Source organism: Nitrospira sp. (assembly GCA_029194665.1).
Classification (GTDB): Bacteria; Nitrospirota; Nitrospiria; order Nitrospirales; family Nitrospiraceae; genus Nitrospira_D.
The window spans coordinates 698,232-716,978 of record JARFXO010000003.1; the positions used below are offsets into that span (position 1 = coordinate 698,232).

An 18,747-nucleotide genomic window follows, 5' to 3' on the forward strand; every position below is an offset into this window, starting at 1 on the left:
CTGACGGAGGGTTTGAAGCAGCATGTTTCAAAGCAGACTTAAGCAATTCGCTGACCGAGCGCTCATGCGCCGACTGTCTCCATTGGAATCCGGCACAGGGCCGACCATTCAATATGCGGGCCGCCAGGTCATCCTACTGTCCTCCAACGATTACCTGGGGCTTGCGACCCATCCTGACGTCGTCCGCGCCGCAATACATGCAACGGAACAGTATGGGGCTGGGTCTGGAGCTTCTCGATTAATCAGCGGAACTCTTCCTCCCCATATGCACCTCGAAGCCTCCCTCGCGGCTTTTAAGGGGACGGAAGCAGCCCTTTTGTTCGGAGCCGGTTATTTAGCAAATATCGGTGTCATTCCGAACCTCGTCGGGCAAGGAGGTCTGATCCTAGCGGATAGATTGTGTCATGCCAGTCTCATCGATGGATGTCGATTGAGCCGAGCCGATTTTCGGATATTCCGCCATCGAGACTGTGCACATCTGGAGTCATTGCTTCGACGTCGGCGAGCGAATCGTCCCACTGTCATCATCACAGAAGGGCTATTCAGCATGGACGGCGACGTCGCTCCGTTGTCGGATCTGGTATCGCTGGCCGAGCGCTATGAAGCAACGTTGTATGTCGATGATGCCCATGGAACTGGCATCATGGGACCGGCCGGCCGGGGAACGATCGAACATTTCGGTCTGGAACAACAAATCCCCTTTCACATGGGGACGCTCAGTAAAGCACTAGGGAGCCATGGGGCCTACATCGTCGGGCCCAACGACTTGATTCAATATTTAGTCAACGTGGCCCGTCCATTCATTTTTACAACCGCGCTTCCACCCGCCATCGCGGCGGCCGCCGCGGCGGCAGTCGCGGTCATTCAGCGTGAACCAGCACGTCGGATGAGGCTCTGGTCAAATCGAGAACGACTATTCAATGGAGTGCAGAAGCTCGGTTTTCGGACGACGCAGACCGTCAGTCCAATTCTGCCGATCCTGGTGGGCGACGCAGCCACTGCATCAGCGCTAGCGGAACGACTGCTCACTCACGGAATCTATGCTTCCGCAATTCGTCCGCCGACCGTTCCTGATGGAACCAGCCGCATACGCTTCACTGTGACATCGGAACACACGACTGAGCAGATCGACGAAGCGCTTCATGCACTTGACCTCGCCGGTCGTGAGACCGGCCTGCTCTGATCGACCTCCTCTTCGGCACGCACCTTCCGGACATTTTCTTGCTTTCAGGCTTTGCTATGGCATGATGCACAGAAGATTTTTACTTCACGAACAACCCATAACACCGAGGATCACGGGCGATGGATATTTCCAAGCTGCTGACCTTCTCAGTAAAGGAAGGCGCCTCCGATTGTCATATCAGTGCCGGCGAACCTCCGATGATTCGTATTCATGGGGATCTAAAAAAACTCGACCACCCTCACCTGACTCCCGACGAAACACACGCCCTCATCTACGACATGATGAATGACGCTCAACGGAAGACCTTCGAAGAGAAGCGTGAATGTGACTTTTCGTTTGAGCTCGGAGACATCGCCCGTTTCCGCGTCAACGTGTTCGTGCAGCAGCGGGGGTTAGGCGCCGTCTTTCGGAATATTCCGACCACCATTCTTCCGTTGGAAAAACTCGGCATGCCACCGATCCTTCGGCAACTGTGCGACAAGGAAAAGGGGTTGATCTTGGTGACCGGACCGACCGGATCCGGTAAGTCCACCACGCTTGCTGCGATGGTGGATTATCTGAACAACACGTTTGAAGGTCACATCATCACCATCGAGGATCCCATCGAGTTTGTCCACAAATCCAAGAAATGTCTGGTCAATCAACGGGAACTCGGTGTTCACACCTTGTCCTTCGCCAACGCCCTGAAGTCGGCGCTTCGCGAAGATCCCGACATCGTGCTGGTAGGCGAAATGCGGGACTTGGAGACCATTCAGCTGGCTTTGACCGCCGCAGAAACCGGGCACTTGGTATTCGGGACCCTCCACACGTCAAGCGCTCCCAAGACGATCGACCGTATCATCGATGCATTCCCGCCGGCACAGCAGGCGCAAATCAGGACCCAGCTATCGGAGGCGCTGGAGGCCGTCCTCACCCAGACGTTGCTGAAGAAGAAAACCGGCGGACGCGTCGCCGCACTCGAAATCATGGTAGCGACGACGGCCGTGCGCAATCTCATCCGGGAAGCGAAGCTGCACCAAATCCCGGGGATCATGCAGGCAAGTCAGAAAGACGGCATGCAAACCATGGACATGGCGTTGGTCGATCTCGCAGCGCGGGGAATCGTCCACAAGGCAGAGGCCCAGTCCCGCAGTATGAACCCCAATCTCTTCGGTGGTCTAGTTGCCGGAGCGGCTTAAGAGCCTGAATTAGGACGGAATCTCACGATGGATGTCCGAAGCTTGTTAAAAGTGATGGTGGACCGCGAAGCGTCGGACTTGTATCTGACCGTCGACGCCTCACCGATCTACCGCATCCATGGCGCTACCCAGCCGACCGACGCTGCCCCGTTCACCAACGAGCAACTTGAAGCACTGGCATTGGCCCTCATGCGCGGTCAACAGCGGAGTGAATTCGAAGAAAAGATGGAGATGAACCTGGCGCTCTACTACAAGGAATTGGGGCGGTTCCGCGTCAACATCTTCAGGCAAAAGGGCAATGTCGGATTGGTCTTCCGTCACATCAAAGCAGAAATTCAGACTGTTGAGCAGCTGCAACTCCCTCCAATCATCAAAGATATCGCAATGACCAAACGCGGTCTGGTGCTGGTGGTGGGCGCAACCGGGTCTGGTAAGTCGACATCCTTGGCTGCCATGATCGACCATCGTAACACCGTCCACCAGGGCCATATCATTACCGTGGAAGACCCGATCGAGTTCGTTCATCAACACAAGAAGTCCATCATTACGCAGCGCGAAGTCGGATTCGACACCTTAACCTTCCAAAACGCGCTGAAGAATACGCTCCGTCAGGCTCCTGATGTGATTCTAATCGGTGAGGTGCGAGATACGGAAACCATGGAAGCGGCGATTACCTTTGCCGAGACCGGGCACCTGTGCATCGGCACGCTACACTCCAACAATGCCAACCAGGCGATCGAGCGCATCATGAACTTCTTCCCGGTCGAACGCCATGCTCAGATTTATTTACAGTTATCCCTGAATCTTCGCGCGATCATCTCACAGCGATTGATTCCGTCGGTCGACGGCAAACGTGTGCCTGCCTTAGAAATCATGCTGGACACGCCGCGCATCAAGGATCTGATCAAAAAAGCAGAGGTCGATACGTTGAAGGAAGCGATGGAACAGGGAGTGGACGAAGGCTGCCAAACCTTCGATCATGTGCTGTTTCAACTATACAAAGTGAACAAGATCTCGCTCGAGCAAGCCCTCATCAACGCCGATAGTGCGAACAATCTACGTTTGAAGATCAAACTTGAAGGGCTCAAGGGGGATGACGCCGTGAATGCCTTGCTTGATAAGCAGATGGGGAGCCACGGCACGGATGCGTTCAAGATTCAGGGCGGCGCTTCAGGAAACGTCACTCCGCTTCGCAAACGATAGACCACCAGATCACTCGCCTGATCCTCAAAGGATTGAGCTCCCTTCGGTCTGGCGCTCCAGATAGGACGCCATCTTCTCAAGAGCCAGCGCGCTGAGTCGGGATCCATACCAATTCGGCATCGTATGCTCTGGGTAGCCCCGCACGACAAATCGCTGGGGCTCCAGGACTGATTCAACGATGTACTCACGCACCGTCCTAGCTTGTCCTCGGTACCCTGGATCCTTGAGTCGCCGAGGGCCGGTCGTCCCGAGTACCAATGGAGGTCCGACTTGTCCATTCGCACCGGGAATCCCGGGAATGATGTGGCCCACGGGACAACCAGGCCGCGCGAAAATGTCGATGAGAGGCTCATCTCCCGTGACCAGCGGAATCGTTTCGAGATTCAGTGCAAGGCCGACTGATTGGTCCAGCTTCGGATGAGAGGCAGGAGGATCGCGAAGCGCCCACACTACCGACAACAGCACCAGGGCGATGGCCGTTAGGATCACGAGCTGTTCAGGAGGGCGAGGAGTCATTTCTGGGACCGGCTCGGAAGACTTCGTGAGGTTCGGTTCGTCACGCAAGGAGCACCTGGGTGGTTGATGAACCAGTTGCCGGATTGAAGGGAGCAGGGATTAGCTATCGGCGTCTGCTGCGCATCGAAACCCGATCGTGCGATCTTCAAACTCCGGCTCAGCAGAAAACCGAGCCGTCACACGCAACGCGATCGGCATGTCTGCCCAAGATCCGCCTCGCAGCACACGCTTCTCACTGGAAGTCGGTCCTAAAGGATTTTTTTCCGGACTCTTGAGATAATACTCACGGTCATACCAATCAGCCACCCATTCAGCTGCATTCCCGGCCATGTGAGATAGCCCATAGGGGCTTCTACCGCCGTTCTTCAGCCCATATCGTACGCTCATCCCCTCAAGGCCACTGTTGACAGGAACCAAGGTCACAGCCTCGTTCACCCAGACGCCTCGATTATAATTTGCTATGTCGACGAAGGGCTGCATGGGCCCCCATGGATAGCGTCGACCATCGGTCCCCCGCGCAGCTTTCTCCCATTCCGCTTCCGTGGGAAGGCGCCGGCCTGCCCATGTGCAGTATGCCACAGCGTCATTCCACGATATCCCCACGGCAGGGAGGTCGCTCAAGGTCCGAGCCGCTTCATCATCCCACATCGGCGGCAAGCCACGCTTGGCCGATTCGACAAACTTTTGGTAGCGGCCCGCGGTGACCTCAAATTGATCGATGTAATAGGCATCGACCGTGACATGATGTTCCGGACGCTCGTTCGGCAAACCATCGTTGCTGCCCATGAGAAAGGGTCCGGCAGGGATAAGAACCATGGGCGCCCCGTCATTTCCCTTGATGATCTCCACAGCGGCACCACCTCGTTGCTCTTCTTCCGGAAAAGCGGCAACGCCAAGGGCCCATTGATCAAGAAGAAAAAGAACAACAATGAGACGCAGCCACAATCCAAATTGATTGATCATCAATGTGACCAGCATTTATGAAGACTCGCTTAACACGCCTCAGTCGCGCGAGGATGTAGCACAGATACAGGTAATAATCCAAGAGGAGAGCTAACAGAACATCTCCTTCATTGAAAATCTTTCCTGGACCATCTGCATCGTCCGATCAGAACAAACCGAGGTCCGCATTTTGTGGAGGAACGCTTGCATCGATTCGACATTCGTGTTGATCCGACTACTGTGCAACTGAAGTCTGGTACGCCGTTGGCGTTGAAATTACAGGTGATGGGTCTCAGCGAAGGAGGCTGTCGGCCGTTGGCTGGCGCGCGGGTCGATATCTGGCAATGCGATGCCGCAGGTGTCTATTCTGATGTGGAAGAATCGGATTTCAACACATTTGGCCACAATTGTTTGCGTGGATATCAGGTGACTGCCTTGTTGATCGTTAAGGACTATCCAGCTGTCATGTGCTGCAGTCATCTGTATTGCTCATGGTGTTCTGGTTACACAAGTTCCCTCTGCGTCGGTAGCACGCATGAACGATCTCCGAGAACTGAAGACGGCCTTAACAAGGCTTCCGTGATGATCCAGCATTCTGGACTGAGACTCATCCCACCTCTGTAGACTTTCGCACGGATAATGGGGGCGCCAATTGCTCGAGCGACCGCCCTTCCGCATTGATTCCCAACCACAGCTCAATCGCCGCACCGACGAGCATCATGCCTCCACCCACGAGATATCCGTAGAAGACGCTTGTGGCCGATGTTTCGATGAGCATCCCGTAGAGCCACGGTGCCGCCACGCCGGCGCCTTGTGCCACGATGAAGAAAAAGGCGATCGCCATCGCACGGATCTCCATCGGAAACACCTCGCTCACCGTCAGATAGGCGGCGCTTGCTCCGGCCGAGGCAAAAAAGAAAATCGATGACCACAAGAGCATATGTGTGGAGAGCGTCAAAGAACCAGTCCAGAACAGGTATCCCGTGAGCCCTAACAGGATACCGGAGATCCCGTACGTGAAGCTGATCATCGGTTTGCGGCCCACCGTATCAAACAGACGCCCCAACAAGAGTGGTCCTAAAAAATTACCCAGTGCGAACGGGAGGATGTAGAGGCCGATGTCTACGGTTGGTACGGCATAGTACTTCGTCAGCAGCAGCGGATAGGTAAACGATACGGCGTTGTACATGAACGATTGTGTGACCATCAATCCTATGCCTAATACCGTTCGCCGCGGATAAGACTGAAAGAGTTCGCGTGCCACGGTTGCAATCGTCGCGTGGGGGCGCGCATGTACCGTGATCGTGCCTTCAGGAGTTGCCAGTGACATACCTCGATCCAGCGTCACTTGCCGCTCAATCTGTGACACAATGGCTTCGGCTTCAGGAACCCGACCGTGGGTCATGAGCCAGCGCGGGCTTTCTGGAATGAAGCGCCGAACAATGATGATGGCCACTCCAAGCACGGCACCAAGGACAAAACAGAGCCGCCATCCGATGGATTCAGGGAAGATCTCAGGATTCAACAAGAGCAGCGTCATCAAGGCGCCGGCTGCCGAGCCGAGCCACCACGTTCCGTTGATCGCCAGATCTGTATGGCCACGATTTCGGGCGGGAATCAATTCATCAATCGCGGAATTGATGGCTGCATACTCGCCTCCGATGCCGGCTCCAGTCAGAAATCGAAAGAACATGAAGCTCATCAGGTCCCATGAAAAAGCCGTCAGGACCGTTGCCGTGAGATAGAGCGCCAAGGTGATCATGAACCATTTCTTTCGCCCCTGCCTATCGGTGAGATAGGAAAAGAGGAACGCGCCAAGGACCGAACCTGCCAAGTAGGCGGAGGCCGTGAGTCCTACCTCCGATTGTGAGAGATGTAATGTGTCGGAGTGGGTCAGCATCGGGCCGAGTGAGGCCACGATGGATACTTCAAGCCCGTCGAGCAGCCATGTGACACCCAATGCTCCGACGACCAACCAGTGCCAGCGTGCCCATGGCAACCGGTCCATCCGTTGGGGAATATTGGTGGTGATTGGCATGCCGGGAGGCATGCGTCCTATTAATACGGCAACTGGATGCCGGCTGTCCAATGGATCGAATAAGCACAATGGGCAGGATGTTCAAAGAGGACGTCCTTCTCACCCTCCCGCCCCGGCGCGCCAAGACGCGCCGTTCCCCGGTCAAGGCTGCAGCGAGCGAAAGGTCAAGGCGTACGTGGTTGGAACATTGAGACCTTGAGCGATGCGACCTGCCTGCGCGAAGCGCTTCGGCGAAGGCAGGGAACGAATCTGGCGGGCTTTTTCAACATCCTACTACCAACCCAATTGCCAGTTCAGACCATTCCGTTCCACGAGCGCGTCCGCTTCCCTTGGGCCCCACGATCCGGCGGTATAGACATGCACTGGTCGGGGACCGATCAAAAGGGGGTCGTAGAGTCGCCAGGCTGTTTCCGTAAAGTCTGCGGTGACGAACAATGTCTGGTCGCCGATCATGACGTCACGCAATAGCGTCTCATAGGCTTCCGGCAACTCGCCGCCGAATCCCTGACCATAGTCGAATCCCAGCGCCCGATCGGTAAACTTGAATGGTCTCCCAGGAGTTTTCACGGAAAAGCAGAGCGAGAAGCCTTCACCCGGTTGCAACGTGATCAACAGCTTGTTGGAATTCAGACTACCCGGCTCCAAAGATCGAAAGACTTGCGTGGGCGCCGCTCGGAAGGTGACGGCCACTTGCGTGATCTTGCGAGGAAGCCGCTTTCCGGTTCTTAAAAAAAACGGCACTCCCCTCCAGCGCCAATTGTGAATCTCCAACTTCAGCGCCACATAGGTCTCGGTAGTCGAGTCTGGTGGTACACCTGGTTCTTCCAAGTAGCCGGGAATCCGCTGGCCGGCGACCTCCCACGCCCTATATTGGCCGAAGATCACGTCTTGTGAGTGAATCGGTTGAATAGAGCGAAGTACTTTCAATTTTTCAGCCCGGATCTCAGCGGCTTCGAAGGAAGTCGGCACCTCCATGCCTACGACGGTCAATAGTTGCGTTAAATGGTTCTGCACCATGTCACGGCAGGCTCCGGCCTTTTGATAGTAGGCTCCACGATGTTCGACACCGAGGTCTTCAGCGACGGTGATTTCCACGCTCTCCACCGTATTGCGATTCCACAGCGACTCAAAAATGGGGTTCGCGAAGCGAAAGGCGAGTAAGTTTTGCACGGTCTCTTTGCCGAGATAGTGATCGATGCGATAAATCTGCGATTCGTCCAGATAACGGTGTAACAGGGTATTGAGCGCCCGGGCAGAATGAAAATCGTGACCAAAGGGTTTTTCCAAGACGGCGCGCACCCACCCACGGCTTTTCAGCAAGCCGGCTTGGTCGAGTAATTCCAAAGTCGCCGGCACAATCGCCGGGGGAAGCGCCAGATAGAAAACCCGATTTTGCGGTAGATTTCGGGCGACTTCCAAATGGGCGATAAACGTGGCAAGTGCTTGGTAGTCCGACAATCTGCCTTCCCGCAGAGTCTGATAGTACAGATGGTCTTCGCACCATCGCTGGAGATCAGAAGCGTTACGAGCACCTGAATTGCGCAGCCCCTCATAAGCCCACAAGCGGAACGCATCCGCGCTCATCTCAGGCAATGAGGCTCCGACGATGAGCGTATTCTGCTTCTCCAGCTCACCGTAGGTTCGCAAGTGAAACAATGCGGGCAACAGCTTCCGTCGGGTTAAATCTCCTGTCGCCCCCAGAATAATAAACAGATGTGGCTCAACCGTTTCCTTCATCATCCATCATCCTCGTGACGATCCCTCACATATGCTGAAGCTATGACTCATTCTGTCGTTCGTCAATGGACGAAACCCCTCATCCTCAGTGCGCTTTTACGTAAGGCTTCGATCTACTCTTCCGGTTCCTCAATTGGACCGGCCCACTCGCCGTTGGCGAGCGAGACCTCTTGAAATCCGCCGTCCGGCCATTGGAACTCTCCGGCTTGATCGACAAGCACGATAAACGGGTCGGCTTCGTGGGCCGGCCCGCGGAACCAGTACCAGCCAGGCCTTGTCGGTTTGTTGTGGCTCCAACGATAGGGCGCTCTCGGTTCTTCCTCATGTTCTTCACGTTTCACCATTCATCCCCATCTTCATGTTCTGGTACAGTACAGCTCTATTTGTGACCCTATCACGTCATGTCCACACTTCCAATAGAAGATGTCCTGCCGTTAATCTGCCGAGCATTGGAAGCAGGCCCGAATGTATTGCTGACCGCGCCTCCAGGAGCTGGCAAGACCACTCGTGTCCCCTTGGCGCTCCTGAACGAGCCCTGGTTGTCGGGTAAAAAACTCTTGCTGCTCGAACCCCGGCGGCTCGCCGCGCGAGCCGCCGCTCGTCGCATGGCGGAAGAGTTGCACGAACAGGTCGGGGAGACCGTCGGTTATAGGATGCGTCTCGAAACCAAGATCGGACCGACGACAAAAATCGAGGTGGTGACAGAGGGAGTGCTGACAAGGCTGCTCCAACAAGACCCATCGCTGGAGGCCTATGGCATCGTGTTGTTCGACGAGTTCCACGAACGAAGCCTGCAAGCGGACATGGGACTTGCCCTGTGCCTCGAAGCTCAACGCCTCTTCCGCCTAGACCTTCGTCTCTTCATCATGTCGGCCACTCTGGACTGCGGTCCGATTGCCGAACTGTTGGATCGAGCTCCACTCATCACGTGCGCCGGCCGGATGTTTCCGGTCGAGACTCAGTACCTTGATCAGCCTCTTACCGGACGGCTCGACGTGGCCGTGTCGCAACGCATCCGGCAATCACTCATAAAAGATCACGGTAGTCTGTTAGTCTTCCTCCCGGGGATGGCAGACATTCGCCGAGTCGAGCGACTCCTGATCGACTCCAACCTTGACCATTCCGTACAGATTGCGCCGCTGCACGGCGATCTTCCTCAGGACATGCAAGATGCAGCGATTCGACCGACAGCGCTCGGACGGAGAAAGGTCGTACTTGCCACCTCCATCGCCGAAACCAGTCTGACGATCGACGGTATCCGCGTGGTGATCGATGCAGGCCTGGTACGTATCCCACGGTACGATCCTCGCTCCGGTCTGACTCGATTGGAGACCATTCGTGTCACAAAAGATTCTGCTGAACAGCGCCGCGGCAGAGCCGGACGACTTGAAGCGGGCATGTGTTACCGGATGTGGACCGGAAAAGAACAGGCTCTGCTTGCTCCCCGTCGTCCACCGGAAATTCTCGATGCAGATCTCACTTCCCTCATGCTCGATCTTGCCCAGTGGGGCGTACAAGATCCGGCGGAACTGTCGTGGCTCACTCCGCCACCTGCCGGTGCGGTCGCTCAGGCCAGAGATCTACTGATCCAACTCGGAGCCTTCACTGCCGATGGCCGACCGACCGACCATGCTCGACGAATGGCCGACCTTCCGCTGCACCCCCGCCTCGCGCACATGATACTCCGGGCAGTGCCATCGGGTCTTGCTGATCTCGCTTGCGAGGTGGCGGCGCTCTTGAGTGAACGCGACATTCTTCATGGACCACGCGAACGACAGAACGCCGACCTGCGGATCAGGATGGATGTTCTGCGGGGTCAGTACGATTCCATTGGTCTGGTGGTGAATCGAGCCGCGGTTGACCGAGTGAGGCGAACTGCTCACCTATGGCGGAGGCGGCTCAGCAATGACTCATCCCATGGGTCGGAAGACAAGGGATACGATCGTTCAAGCTCGGTCGGGCGCTTGGTTGCACTGGCTTACCCTGATCGAATTGCGCGGCGGCAGGCGGATCGTGCAGGGCACTACCGCCTTGTGAATGGCAGAGGCGCACGATTTAGGACCGCCGATTCCTTGGCCGTCGAACCCTTCTTGGTGATTGCCGACCTGGATGGGGGCGATCAGTGGTCCGAGATCAATCTCGCTGTTCCGATCACATTGCAAGATATTGAATCGCTTTACCATGATCGGCTGGTTGAAGAAGAAGAGATCGCATGGGATGACGCCCTCAACGCGGTACGAGCCGTACGCCGCCGACGACTCGGAGCGATGATTCTTGTAGAAGATGCCGTCTCGTCGCCCGATACAAATAAAATAAGAGACGCCATCTTACAAGGAATACGTAAATCTTATCTTGACGTAATATCATTCGGCCATCTGCTTCAACAGTGGCGCGCCCGCGTCATGTGGCTGAGACGTATTGATGGTTCTCAATCAGGATGGCCCGACCTTTCCGACGAGGCACTGCTTCAGACATTGGATCAGTGGCTTGGTCCTTACGTGACCGGCATCACCACCCTCGATCGAGTGAAACGACTCGATCTGACCGCACCGCTCCATGCCTTACTGACGCACGAACAACAGCGTCGTCTTGACCGTCTGGCTCCCACCCATATCCTTGTTCCGAGCGGCTCCCGCCTTCCACTCGATTACGAGCAAACCGAGTTCCCAGTGTTGGCGGTGCGTCTCCAAGAAATGTTTGGTTGCAAGGACACGCCGCGCGTAGCGGACGGAAAGATTCCTGTGATCTTGCATCTCCTGTCGCCCGCCAAACGGCCGGTGCAGGTGACACAAGATCTGGATGGATTTTGGAAGAGAGGGTATCAGGATGTCCGGAAAGAATTACGCGGCCGGTATCCCAAGCACCATTGGCCTGAAGATCCTACAGGTGCTGCGCCAACCGCCAGGGCAAAGCAAAGAAACCGCTAGGGTTCTTCCTTGTGGCTTGTTCTGTGTGGAGAGGGTACACAGAACACAATCTCCTTCTCAGCGAATAGGGGACCTATGTCGTCACGTCACCGGTTAGAGAAAGAGCTTACTCAGGAAGTAGATGAAATGGATATAAAGGGGATCGTCGTTGCGCTCGCATTCCTCGTGATCGTCGGTATGTTTGCCGGAGGCCGAGACGCTCACAGTGTGAGCGACGATCGACAATCTCTGTCGGCTTCCGCGCAAAGTGCTCCGACCTTGACCATGGAGAAGCCAGAGACTCTACAACAGCCGGACGACGACACTGACCTCTCCGATACATCGCACGGGCTCAATACCTTCCGCTGAATTCCTTGTCAGCCCACCACTCCGCCACCTCGTATGTGAACTGAGAGACTTTGAGTAAGGTGATTGCCTATCTTGTACTTACCGTGATCTTCGGTACAATACGTCGCGATTATGGCAAGCAAAACTCTAGTTCATTGGTGGTGCAGACTCCCGGCACCAGTAGCTATTCTTGTGAGCTTACTGTTCGCACCTCTTGCCGGCGCCAACTTGCTCGAAATGGCCGATCTCGTGGCCCATCCCGAAGTGTATGATCATAAAACTGTGGTGGTGATCGGTTCGGTGAAGGATGTGCACCTGGTCTTTGATCAGAAAGGTGAACCGACCTTCAGGTTTCTACTGGCCGACGACGACGGCACGCTTAAAGTGACCAGCCGAATCCAAGTGCAGAATGGGGATCAGGTCATTGTCGAAGGTACGTTTACCCGGCGCCGACAAGGCGGCCGCCTCACCGTGTATAACGAAGTGAATGCATTCACCGTGCGTCCCCTCAATCAGTTCAACTCCGACTTAATAGGATAAGCACCATCAGGGCCCCTCTCAACCGACTGCTCACTCCTTTGGTAGTGATCGGGACAGGAGGCCATAATGTCACCGACTTTGACCGTTGGTCGTCGGATTAACGATCATGTGAAGCCATCACATCTTGACGCGGCTCTGCTCCCAGGCGCGAAATGCCGCTAAGTCCTGTGCCATGCTGTGCAGGAGGAAAGCCAGCACCGCCGCATCATCGATCAAGCCGATACCGGGAATAAAGTCCGGCATGAGATCGACCGGACTTAATACATAAATCAGTGCGGCAACCAGCCAGGCCATCGTGCGTGCGGACAGGCCCCGATAGCTGCCGTCCTTCCAAGCTTTCAGGAGTCTAAACAAGAGCGGAAGATCTCCACAGAGGCGACCGATCATGCGTGATAACTCAAAGAACCTCGTCGATACCTTCATGCTCACCTCCTGACGACCGGGCCTCTGCCACATGTACCCGATGCGATGTAGGATACCAAGAGACATTGATTTCAGAAAACCCTGTCCGGCCGGGAGAGTTGAAATCATTTTCACAGAGCACGATGAAACTCCTTCATTGCTGCCACGACACCTCCAGGGAATTGTTGGACACGACTCCCCAAGATAAAGATCGTCTCCTGGCCTAACGCTGAACCCAACTCGACCAGACGCTCCGGGCCGATGCGTCCACCGATCGCTGGCATCATCGATCTGAGGCAACCCCAGGACCGCCGACAGTGCTCCGCTATCGAGACACAGTCTTGTTGCGACATGGGATAGTCGAAACCGAAGGCCGGATAAATACTCAGGTCCGAGCCGACCAATCGAGGCAGCAGCCCATAGACGACAGGAGAAGCGAGCCCACCTCTGCCCCGATCGACAGAGGTTCCGAGCATGGCAGGATGACTCGCGATCGGCAGAGCAATCTCGTTGTCCGACCGAAGAGATCTCAAGGCGTCCCAGCCGGTCAAGCCGGGCGCTACCAAGAGACCTGTCACACCCAGGCTCCTTGCTTGTGCTGCGCGCCGACGCATCCGATCCAACGATCCACTGATGTGCGCAAAATACAGGCAGGGTCTTCCTCGACGCGTGCTGGCTTGGGCGATGGTTTCGGCACAGCGACCGGCTCGTTCCTCAAAGCGGCACCACTGTTGATCGACCAGGCTTTGGTCGTCCTTGATCAAATCAACTCCGCCCTCGACAAATTGAACGGCCAATTCGGCAAGTTCACAGGGGTTGCGGCCTAACGGCTTCAGGACCGCGCAGAGGAGTGAGCGACGGGAAGCACCGACCGCCTGCCTAAGTCCGTCGATTCCAAATCGTGGTCCAGGCCACGAGGAAAGCAATCCGCTCGTCATCGCGAACGACAGCAACGTGACGTCTCCACGAAGGCTGCTTGTCCCAAACAAGACATTGAGTAAATCACTGCATTCGCCGCTGAGCAGATCGCCGCCGAAGCGAATAGTGGCTTGATATCGACCTCCGGCAGTTGCCTTCAGATCCTCTACCCGACCTAGAATCGTCGATTGAAGCGAAGGTGAAAGGAGATCGCTCTCGGCTTCAATGGTCTGATCACAACAGATACGCTCCGCCGTTCTTCGAGCCAACGCTTCCGGCCCATCGATCTCGTAGATCGCCGTGAGATTCTCCGAGGCATCAGGGGTTGTGGTACTCATGACTGCGTCTCACCCGATGAGTTATCCTGCGACGGCGCTTCGGCCGAGGACGTCGGAGTGGTCCGGTCACGCCCTACCACAATCCTATAAAGCGCGAATCCCGCGACTGCCACGATCGCAAGACCGGGCCACCCCCCGAACGGAGGAGCGGCAAAAATCGTAAATGGATCGGCGCTGAAGCCGGGCCATAGGGCGGCGAGCGCGATCGGCATCGCGAGCATGATCCCCATCAAGGCTTCGCCGGTAATCAATCCAGCGGCAAAGAGCAATCCTCTCTGCAGCGCCTCTTGCCCTCCACTAATGCGCCTATGTGCCAAGGTCGCAATCACGCCACCCACAAAAATGGTTGCTGAAAGTTTCAGCGGCAGGTAGATCCCGAGTGCCACAGCAAGCACGGGTAATCTCAACGAACTGCCACGTTGTTCTTGCCGTCGATCTGCCAGAATGATCAGAACCCCGATTACCGCCCCCACTCCTACAAGAGACCAAGGCAAGCCAGCTCCAAACACACTCTTGGTCAGGTTGGCCATCAATGTGGCCTGTGGCGCACTGAGAGGATGTGGATGGCTGCTCGTCGGTTCGGCGATCCCGTACTTGGCCTGGAGGAGCGACAGAACCGGCACGAGGACCAGGGCACCTGTCAGTACCCCGACGACTTGCATGACTTGTTGTTTCCATGGTGTCGCCCCGACCAGCTGACCTGTCTTGAGATCTTGGAGATTGTCGCCGCCCATCGCGGCAGCGCAGCAGACGACTGCTCCAATCACCAATGCTGCCGCCGGACCAGCGGGATGTCCAGCTCCCATGAAGAACACGAGCAGCAGTGCGGCGACCATAATGGTGGCAATCGTCACGCCTGAAACAGGGTTACTTGAACTTCCGACCATCCCAGCCATATAGGCGGCGACCGACGAGAAGAGAAATGCGGCAAGTGTCATCACAATCGTCATCAATAACCCGAGAAGGAAATTGTCCACGACCGTCGAATAGATCCATGCCATCGGCAGGAGCGACAGGACAAATGGCACGACGATCCACAGGAATGATGCATCCTGTTCCGTCCGTAGCAGGCCTGCCGTATCACTTGGTGTCCCGGATGCACGATAACTTGCTCGGAGCGTCATGAGACTCTTCCAGACCGGCTCACGCAATTTGGTGAGCGTCCACAGCCCTCCGGTGAGCATCGCTCCGATGCCGACATATCGAATCTGCCCGCTCCAAATCGACATCGCCGCCGCCAGTCCCGTCCGATCGGTTGGTAGCCCATGGACAAATCCATAAGCAGGCATCAGGACCACCCATCCGATGACTCCTCCAAGGAAGACCACCGCAGCCGTCTGGAGACCGATGATAAATCCAACTGCAAGAAGCGCCGGCGAAAGGTTAAGGCCCGCGTAGAGCACGGTGCGCCCAATCTGGATGGTCCCTTCCAGCGACTCAGTCCATATTCGCAGGCCGCTCTCGCCGAACTTCGCCAAGCTACCGAGAAGCGCAGCCGACAACAGAGACTGAAAGCCCCTTGTTGATTCGCATGACCCGGCTTCACTCCGTTCCGCTGCCCCGACCTTGAGAACTTCCGCCGTCGCCACTCCCTCAGGAAACCGCAAGCGAGCCGTCACGATCAGCGCCCGCCGCAGCGGGATCGTAAACAGCACGCCGAGCAACCCGCCGACCACAGCGATGGAGACGGTCTGCCAGTAATCAAACTCAGTCCAATACCCGACCAGCAGGAGCGCAGGAATCGTGAAAATGACGCCGGCCGCCAACGCTTCACCGGATGACGCTGCTGTTTGAACGATGTTGTTTTCGAGAACATTCGATTCACGAAACAACCGCAAGATCGCCATGGAAGCGACTGCCGCAGGGATAGAGGCGGACACCGTCATGCCGGCAAACAAGCCTAGATAGGCATTGGCAGCTGCCAAGACCGCTGCCAGGATAACCGACAACAGGACTGCTTTAACGGTGATCTCAGGGAGTGTGACGGTGGCAGGAACGAGAGGCTGAGAATCCTTCATGATAGTCAGCCCTTCGTGATCGGACAAGCTACTCTCGAAACAGTCGTACGGACACAGTGCGGCCCTTGATGCGAGCGCGGCCAAGTGTTTTGATAATGTCTGAGGCCATAGATGCCGGTACATCAACGATGGAAAACCGATCTTCGATTTCGATGGCACCGATGAGGCTGGAATTGACCCTCGCCTCGTTGGCAATCGCCCCCACTAAATCGCCTGGTCTGATGCCTGCCGCTCGCCCTACGCCTACATACACCCGCGCCATCTCAACCGTTCGCCCGCCCTGCCGTGACCTTCCTGTCGGAGGACGGTCTGGTCCAGCCGATCTATGAACCGGACCACTCGAATGCCTTGTATCCCGAATCAGCCGTCCAAATTCCGGTTGCCTGACAGGTACGGCAGGGATCTCCTGCTCCTGACGTTCGCCACCTTGCGCGCGAATCAGTAGCTTCAACGCCGCTGCCGCCACCTCTGCCGGTGGGTGGGCGGAGAGCCTCTCGACGAGAGGCTTGAACGCATCCAACTGGCCATCGCGTAACACCTGCTCAACTGTACCTTGCACGCGATCCAACTGCTTGGCACGAAGATCTGCCACGCTCGGGACCGGCAGAATGGTGACCCGAGCCTTCGTGTGTTGTTCGATTGCCCGTAGGAGACGCTGTTCACGAGGGTCGAGAATGGTGATCGCCGCACCCTCCCGGCCGGCCCGTCCGGTCCGGCCGATCCGATGGACATACACTTCAGCGGAGGACGGAAGGTCGTAGTTGATGACGTGGGATACCTGCGGAATATCCAGCCCGCGCGCCGCCACATCAGTCGCCACAAGCAATTCGGTTTGCCCGGCCTTGAACGCCTGCATGACACGGTCACGCTGCCCCTGACTCATGCCGCCGTGAATGGCCTCAGCTCGATGACCACGGCCCGCCAACATGGCCGTCACTTCATCGACCTCCAGTCTGGTTCTGCAGAAGACCAGTGCGGAGTTCGCGCCTGCCACCTCGACCACACGGGCAAGCGCCGCCGCCCGATGAGATCTCGCGACGATATAGGCCGTCTGCTGGACCCGTGGAGCCGTGCCGGCCTTGACCGGTTCTTTGGCAATGGTGATCTCGATCGCGTCCTGCAGATGCCGATGGGCGATCGCGCGGATTCTTGGAGGGATGGTCGCCGAAAACAAGGCAGTCTGTTTGATCTTGGGCGTCCCGGCCAGGATCGCCTCCAGATCCTCCGCAAATCCCATGTCGAGCATTTCGTCTGCTTCGTCCAAGACGACGATCCGCACCTCCTGCAGTTTCAGCGTGCCACGGCGAATATGATCCAGTGCGCGACCAGGTGTGGCGACGACCACGTCGACTCCCCGCTTCAGCCTGTGCAACTGAGGACCGATAGCCTGCCCACCATACACCGGCAGCACGCTCACTCGTAATTCCTTTCCGTACCGCTGCACCGCTTCCCCGACTTGAATCGCCAACTCGCGGGTCGGTACGAGCACAAGCGCAGACGGGCATGCCCTCGCTGCATGACTGATGGACTGCAGCATCGGCAATGCGAAGGCCGCGGTCTTACCGGTGCCGGTCGCAGCCTGTCCAAGCAAATCTCGTCCTGCCAAGAGCGGAGGAATCGCTTCGCGCTGGATGGGAGTAGGTTCTTCGTAACCCAGCGTTTCCAATGTCGCGAGTAGCGGTGCTTCAAGGCCTAAGGCGGCGAAGCCTGGTGAAAATCCCGTTACGGTGGGGGTAGCGGACTCTGAGGACGGGCCATGCTTCATATGGTACTCAGCGGCATTTCTGTTTGCCATGATCGTGGGATCGTGGAGCGTATGGAACGACGACTCACGGGAGGCTGGATGTTACGTTGAATGGGGCGGTAACGCAAGATCTGGTGAGAGCCGATCCTCAGGGATCATCGCAAGACAGATCGGTAGGCACCAGCGGTTTGAATCACGTGCCGAAGGGGAGATCGATTCTCAGTCTGTTGGATAGGAATCACGCGGTCCAAGAGGATGCCCCCGCACCTTGAGTGGACAGGGCGTTCGGCACCTGTCCGCTCACAGATGTACGGCGACGTAATCGGACAGCGACTTGTTGCTGCTATAGCTTCGCCAGCGTCAATGCGCGTATCGGAATCAACCGGTCCTCTGTTGGAATAAGAAACATGACCTGCGCGAGCGCTCGGTAACTCGCCTCCAATTCACGGCACCGAGTTACGAATCGACCGGAGGACAACCGGGGGAAATAATCGCGGTGGCGCTCGTAAAAGCGAGCCCGGCGCCCCCAACGCTCCGCCTTGAAGATACACAACCGAGTGACCAATTCCAAAAGATGATTGGGTGACAACCGCTTAGGTCCCCGTCTCGCCGGAGCAGGAATTACGAATGTAGGTACGGTCAGTTCCTTTGATACTTCTTTCATCGTGCCCTCCTTGTGCCTGATCCATCGTCTCAAGCGCCATGGCTCATGCGCCGTGCCAGGTTACAGTTTCAG

At 56.6% G+C, this 18,747-nt stretch carries 16 protein-coding genes; 6 read left to right on the top strand and 10 right to left on the bottom strand.

Annotated features, from left to right (window positions below):
• The first annotated feature begins 22 nt into the window (after positions 1 to 22).
• From bioF to P0119_12770, 3 genes are all read left to right on the top strand, one after another.
• Positions 23 to 1,183: an 8-amino-7-oxononanoate synthase gene (bioF, locus tag P0119_12760; protein MDF0666928.1), complete on the top strand. Its 1,161-nt coding sequence runs from the start codon at positions 23 to 25 to the stop codon at positions 1,181 to 1,183.
• Positions 1,184 to 1,302: 119 nt separating this feature from the next.
• On the top strand, positions 1,303 to 2,361 hold the full coding sequence (locus P0119_12765) for a type IV pilus twitching motility protein PilT (protein ID MDF0666929.1): 1,059 nt from the start codon (positions 1,303 to 1,305) through the stop codon (positions 2,359 to 2,361).
• Between the two features lie 27 nt (positions 2,362 to 2,388).
• Positions 2,389 to 3,564 (top strand): PilT/PilU family type 4a pilus ATPase, encoded by a 1,176-nt coding sequence (locus tag P0119_12770; protein ID MDF0666930.1) that lies wholly within the window; start codon positions 2,389 to 2,391, stop codon positions 3,562 to 3,564.
• Positions 3,565 to 3,588: 24 nt separating this feature from the next.
• Here the strand turns inward: P0119_12770 and P0119_12775 are convergent, their stop codons facing one another.
• The 5 genes from P0119_12775 to P0119_12795 form a co-directional block, all read right to left on the bottom strand.
• Positions 3,589 to 4,128, bottom strand: coding sequence for a hypothetical protein (locus P0119_12775; GenBank protein ID MDF0666931.1), 540 nt, complete (start codon positions 4,126 to 4,128; stop codon positions 3,589 to 3,591).
• 51 nt (positions 4,129 to 4,179) lie between these two features.
• Positions 4,180 to 5,058 carry a formylglycine-generating enzyme family protein gene (locus P0119_12780; GenBank protein ID MDF0666932.1) on the bottom strand — a complete coding sequence of 293 codons (879 nt, stop codon included), beginning with the start codon at positions 5,056 to 5,058 and terminating at the stop codon, positions 4,180 to 4,182.
• Positions 5,059 to 5,629: 571 nt separating this feature from the next.
• On the bottom strand, positions 5,630 to 7,060 hold the full coding sequence (locus P0119_12785; GenBank protein ID MDF0666933.1) for an MFS transporter: 1,431 nt from the start codon (positions 7,058 to 7,060) through the stop codon (positions 5,630 to 5,632).
• 273 nt (positions 7,061 to 7,333) lie between these two features.
• Positions 7,334 to 8,800 (bottom strand): glucose-6-phosphate dehydrogenase, encoded by a 1,467-nt coding sequence (gene zwf / locus P0119_12790; protein MDF0666934.1) that lies wholly within the window; start codon positions 8,798 to 8,800, stop codon positions 7,334 to 7,336.
• A 110-nt stretch (positions 8,801 to 8,910) separates the two neighbouring features.
• The gene (locus tag P0119_12795; protein ID MDF0666935.1) at positions 8,911 to 9,141 is read right to left on the bottom strand and encodes a hypothetical protein; all 231 of its coding nucleotides are present in this window, start codon (positions 9,139 to 9,141) and stop codon (positions 8,911 to 8,913) included.
• A 57-nt stretch (positions 9,142 to 9,198) separates the two neighbouring features.
• Here P0119_12795 and hrpB point away from each other — a divergent pair, with 57 nt between their 5' ends.
• The 3 genes from hrpB to P0119_12810 all read left to right on the top strand — a co-directional run bounded on the left by hrpB (position 9,199) and on the right by P0119_12810 (position 12,591).
• Positions 9,199 to 11,724 carry an ATP-dependent helicase HrpB gene (hrpB, locus tag P0119_12800; protein ID MDF0666936.1) on the top strand — a complete coding sequence of 842 codons (2,526 nt, stop codon included), beginning with the start codon at positions 9,199 to 9,201 and terminating at the stop codon, positions 11,722 to 11,724.
• 126 nt (positions 11,725 to 11,850) lie between these two features.
• Positions 11,851 to 12,072: a hypothetical protein gene (locus tag P0119_12805; protein MDF0666937.1), complete on the top strand. Its 222-nt coding sequence runs from the start codon at positions 11,851 to 11,853 to the stop codon at positions 12,070 to 12,072.
• Positions 12,073 to 12,243: 171 nt separating this feature from the next.
• Positions 12,244 to 12,591, top strand: coding sequence for a hypothetical protein (locus P0119_12810; GenBank protein MDF0666938.1), 348 nt, complete (start codon positions 12,244 to 12,246; stop codon positions 12,589 to 12,591).
• A 117-nt stretch (positions 12,592 to 12,708) separates the two neighbouring features.
• Here P0119_12810 and P0119_12815 read toward each other — a convergent pair whose 3' ends face one another.
• From P0119_12815 to P0119_12835, 5 genes are all read right to left on the bottom strand, one after another.
• The gene (locus tag P0119_12815; protein ID MDF0666939.1) at positions 12,709 to 13,014 is read right to left on the bottom strand and encodes a DUF1232 domain-containing protein; all 306 of its coding nucleotides are present in this window, start codon (positions 13,012 to 13,014) and stop codon (positions 12,709 to 12,711) included.
• Between the two features lie 110 nt (positions 13,015 to 13,124).
• Positions 13,125 to 14,249, bottom strand: a complete 1,125-nt coding sequence (locus P0119_12820) for a RuBisCO large subunit C-terminal-like domain-containing protein (GenBank protein MDF0666940.1) — start codon at positions 14,247 to 14,249, stop codon at positions 13,125 to 13,127.
• Positions 14,246 to 16,267: an oligopeptide transporter, OPT family gene (locus P0119_12825; GenBank protein ID MDF0666941.1), complete on the bottom strand. Its 2,022-nt coding sequence runs from the start codon at positions 16,265 to 16,267 to the stop codon at positions 14,246 to 14,248. The genes P0119_12820 and P0119_12825 overlap by 4 nt, the downstream gene beginning before the upstream one ends.
• 28 nt (positions 16,268 to 16,295) lie before the next feature.
• Positions 16,296 to 18,062, bottom strand: a complete 1,767-nt coding sequence (locus P0119_12830; GenBank protein MDF0666942.1) for a DEAD/DEAH box helicase — start codon at positions 18,060 to 18,062, stop codon at positions 16,296 to 16,298.
• A gap of 292 nt (positions 18,063 to 18,354) precedes the next feature.
• Positions 18,355 to 18,675 (bottom strand): hypothetical protein, encoded by a 321-nt coding sequence (locus P0119_12835; GenBank protein MDF0666943.1) that lies wholly within the window; start codon positions 18,673 to 18,675, stop codon positions 18,355 to 18,357.
• Positions 18,676 to 18,747: the final 72 nt, after the last annotated feature.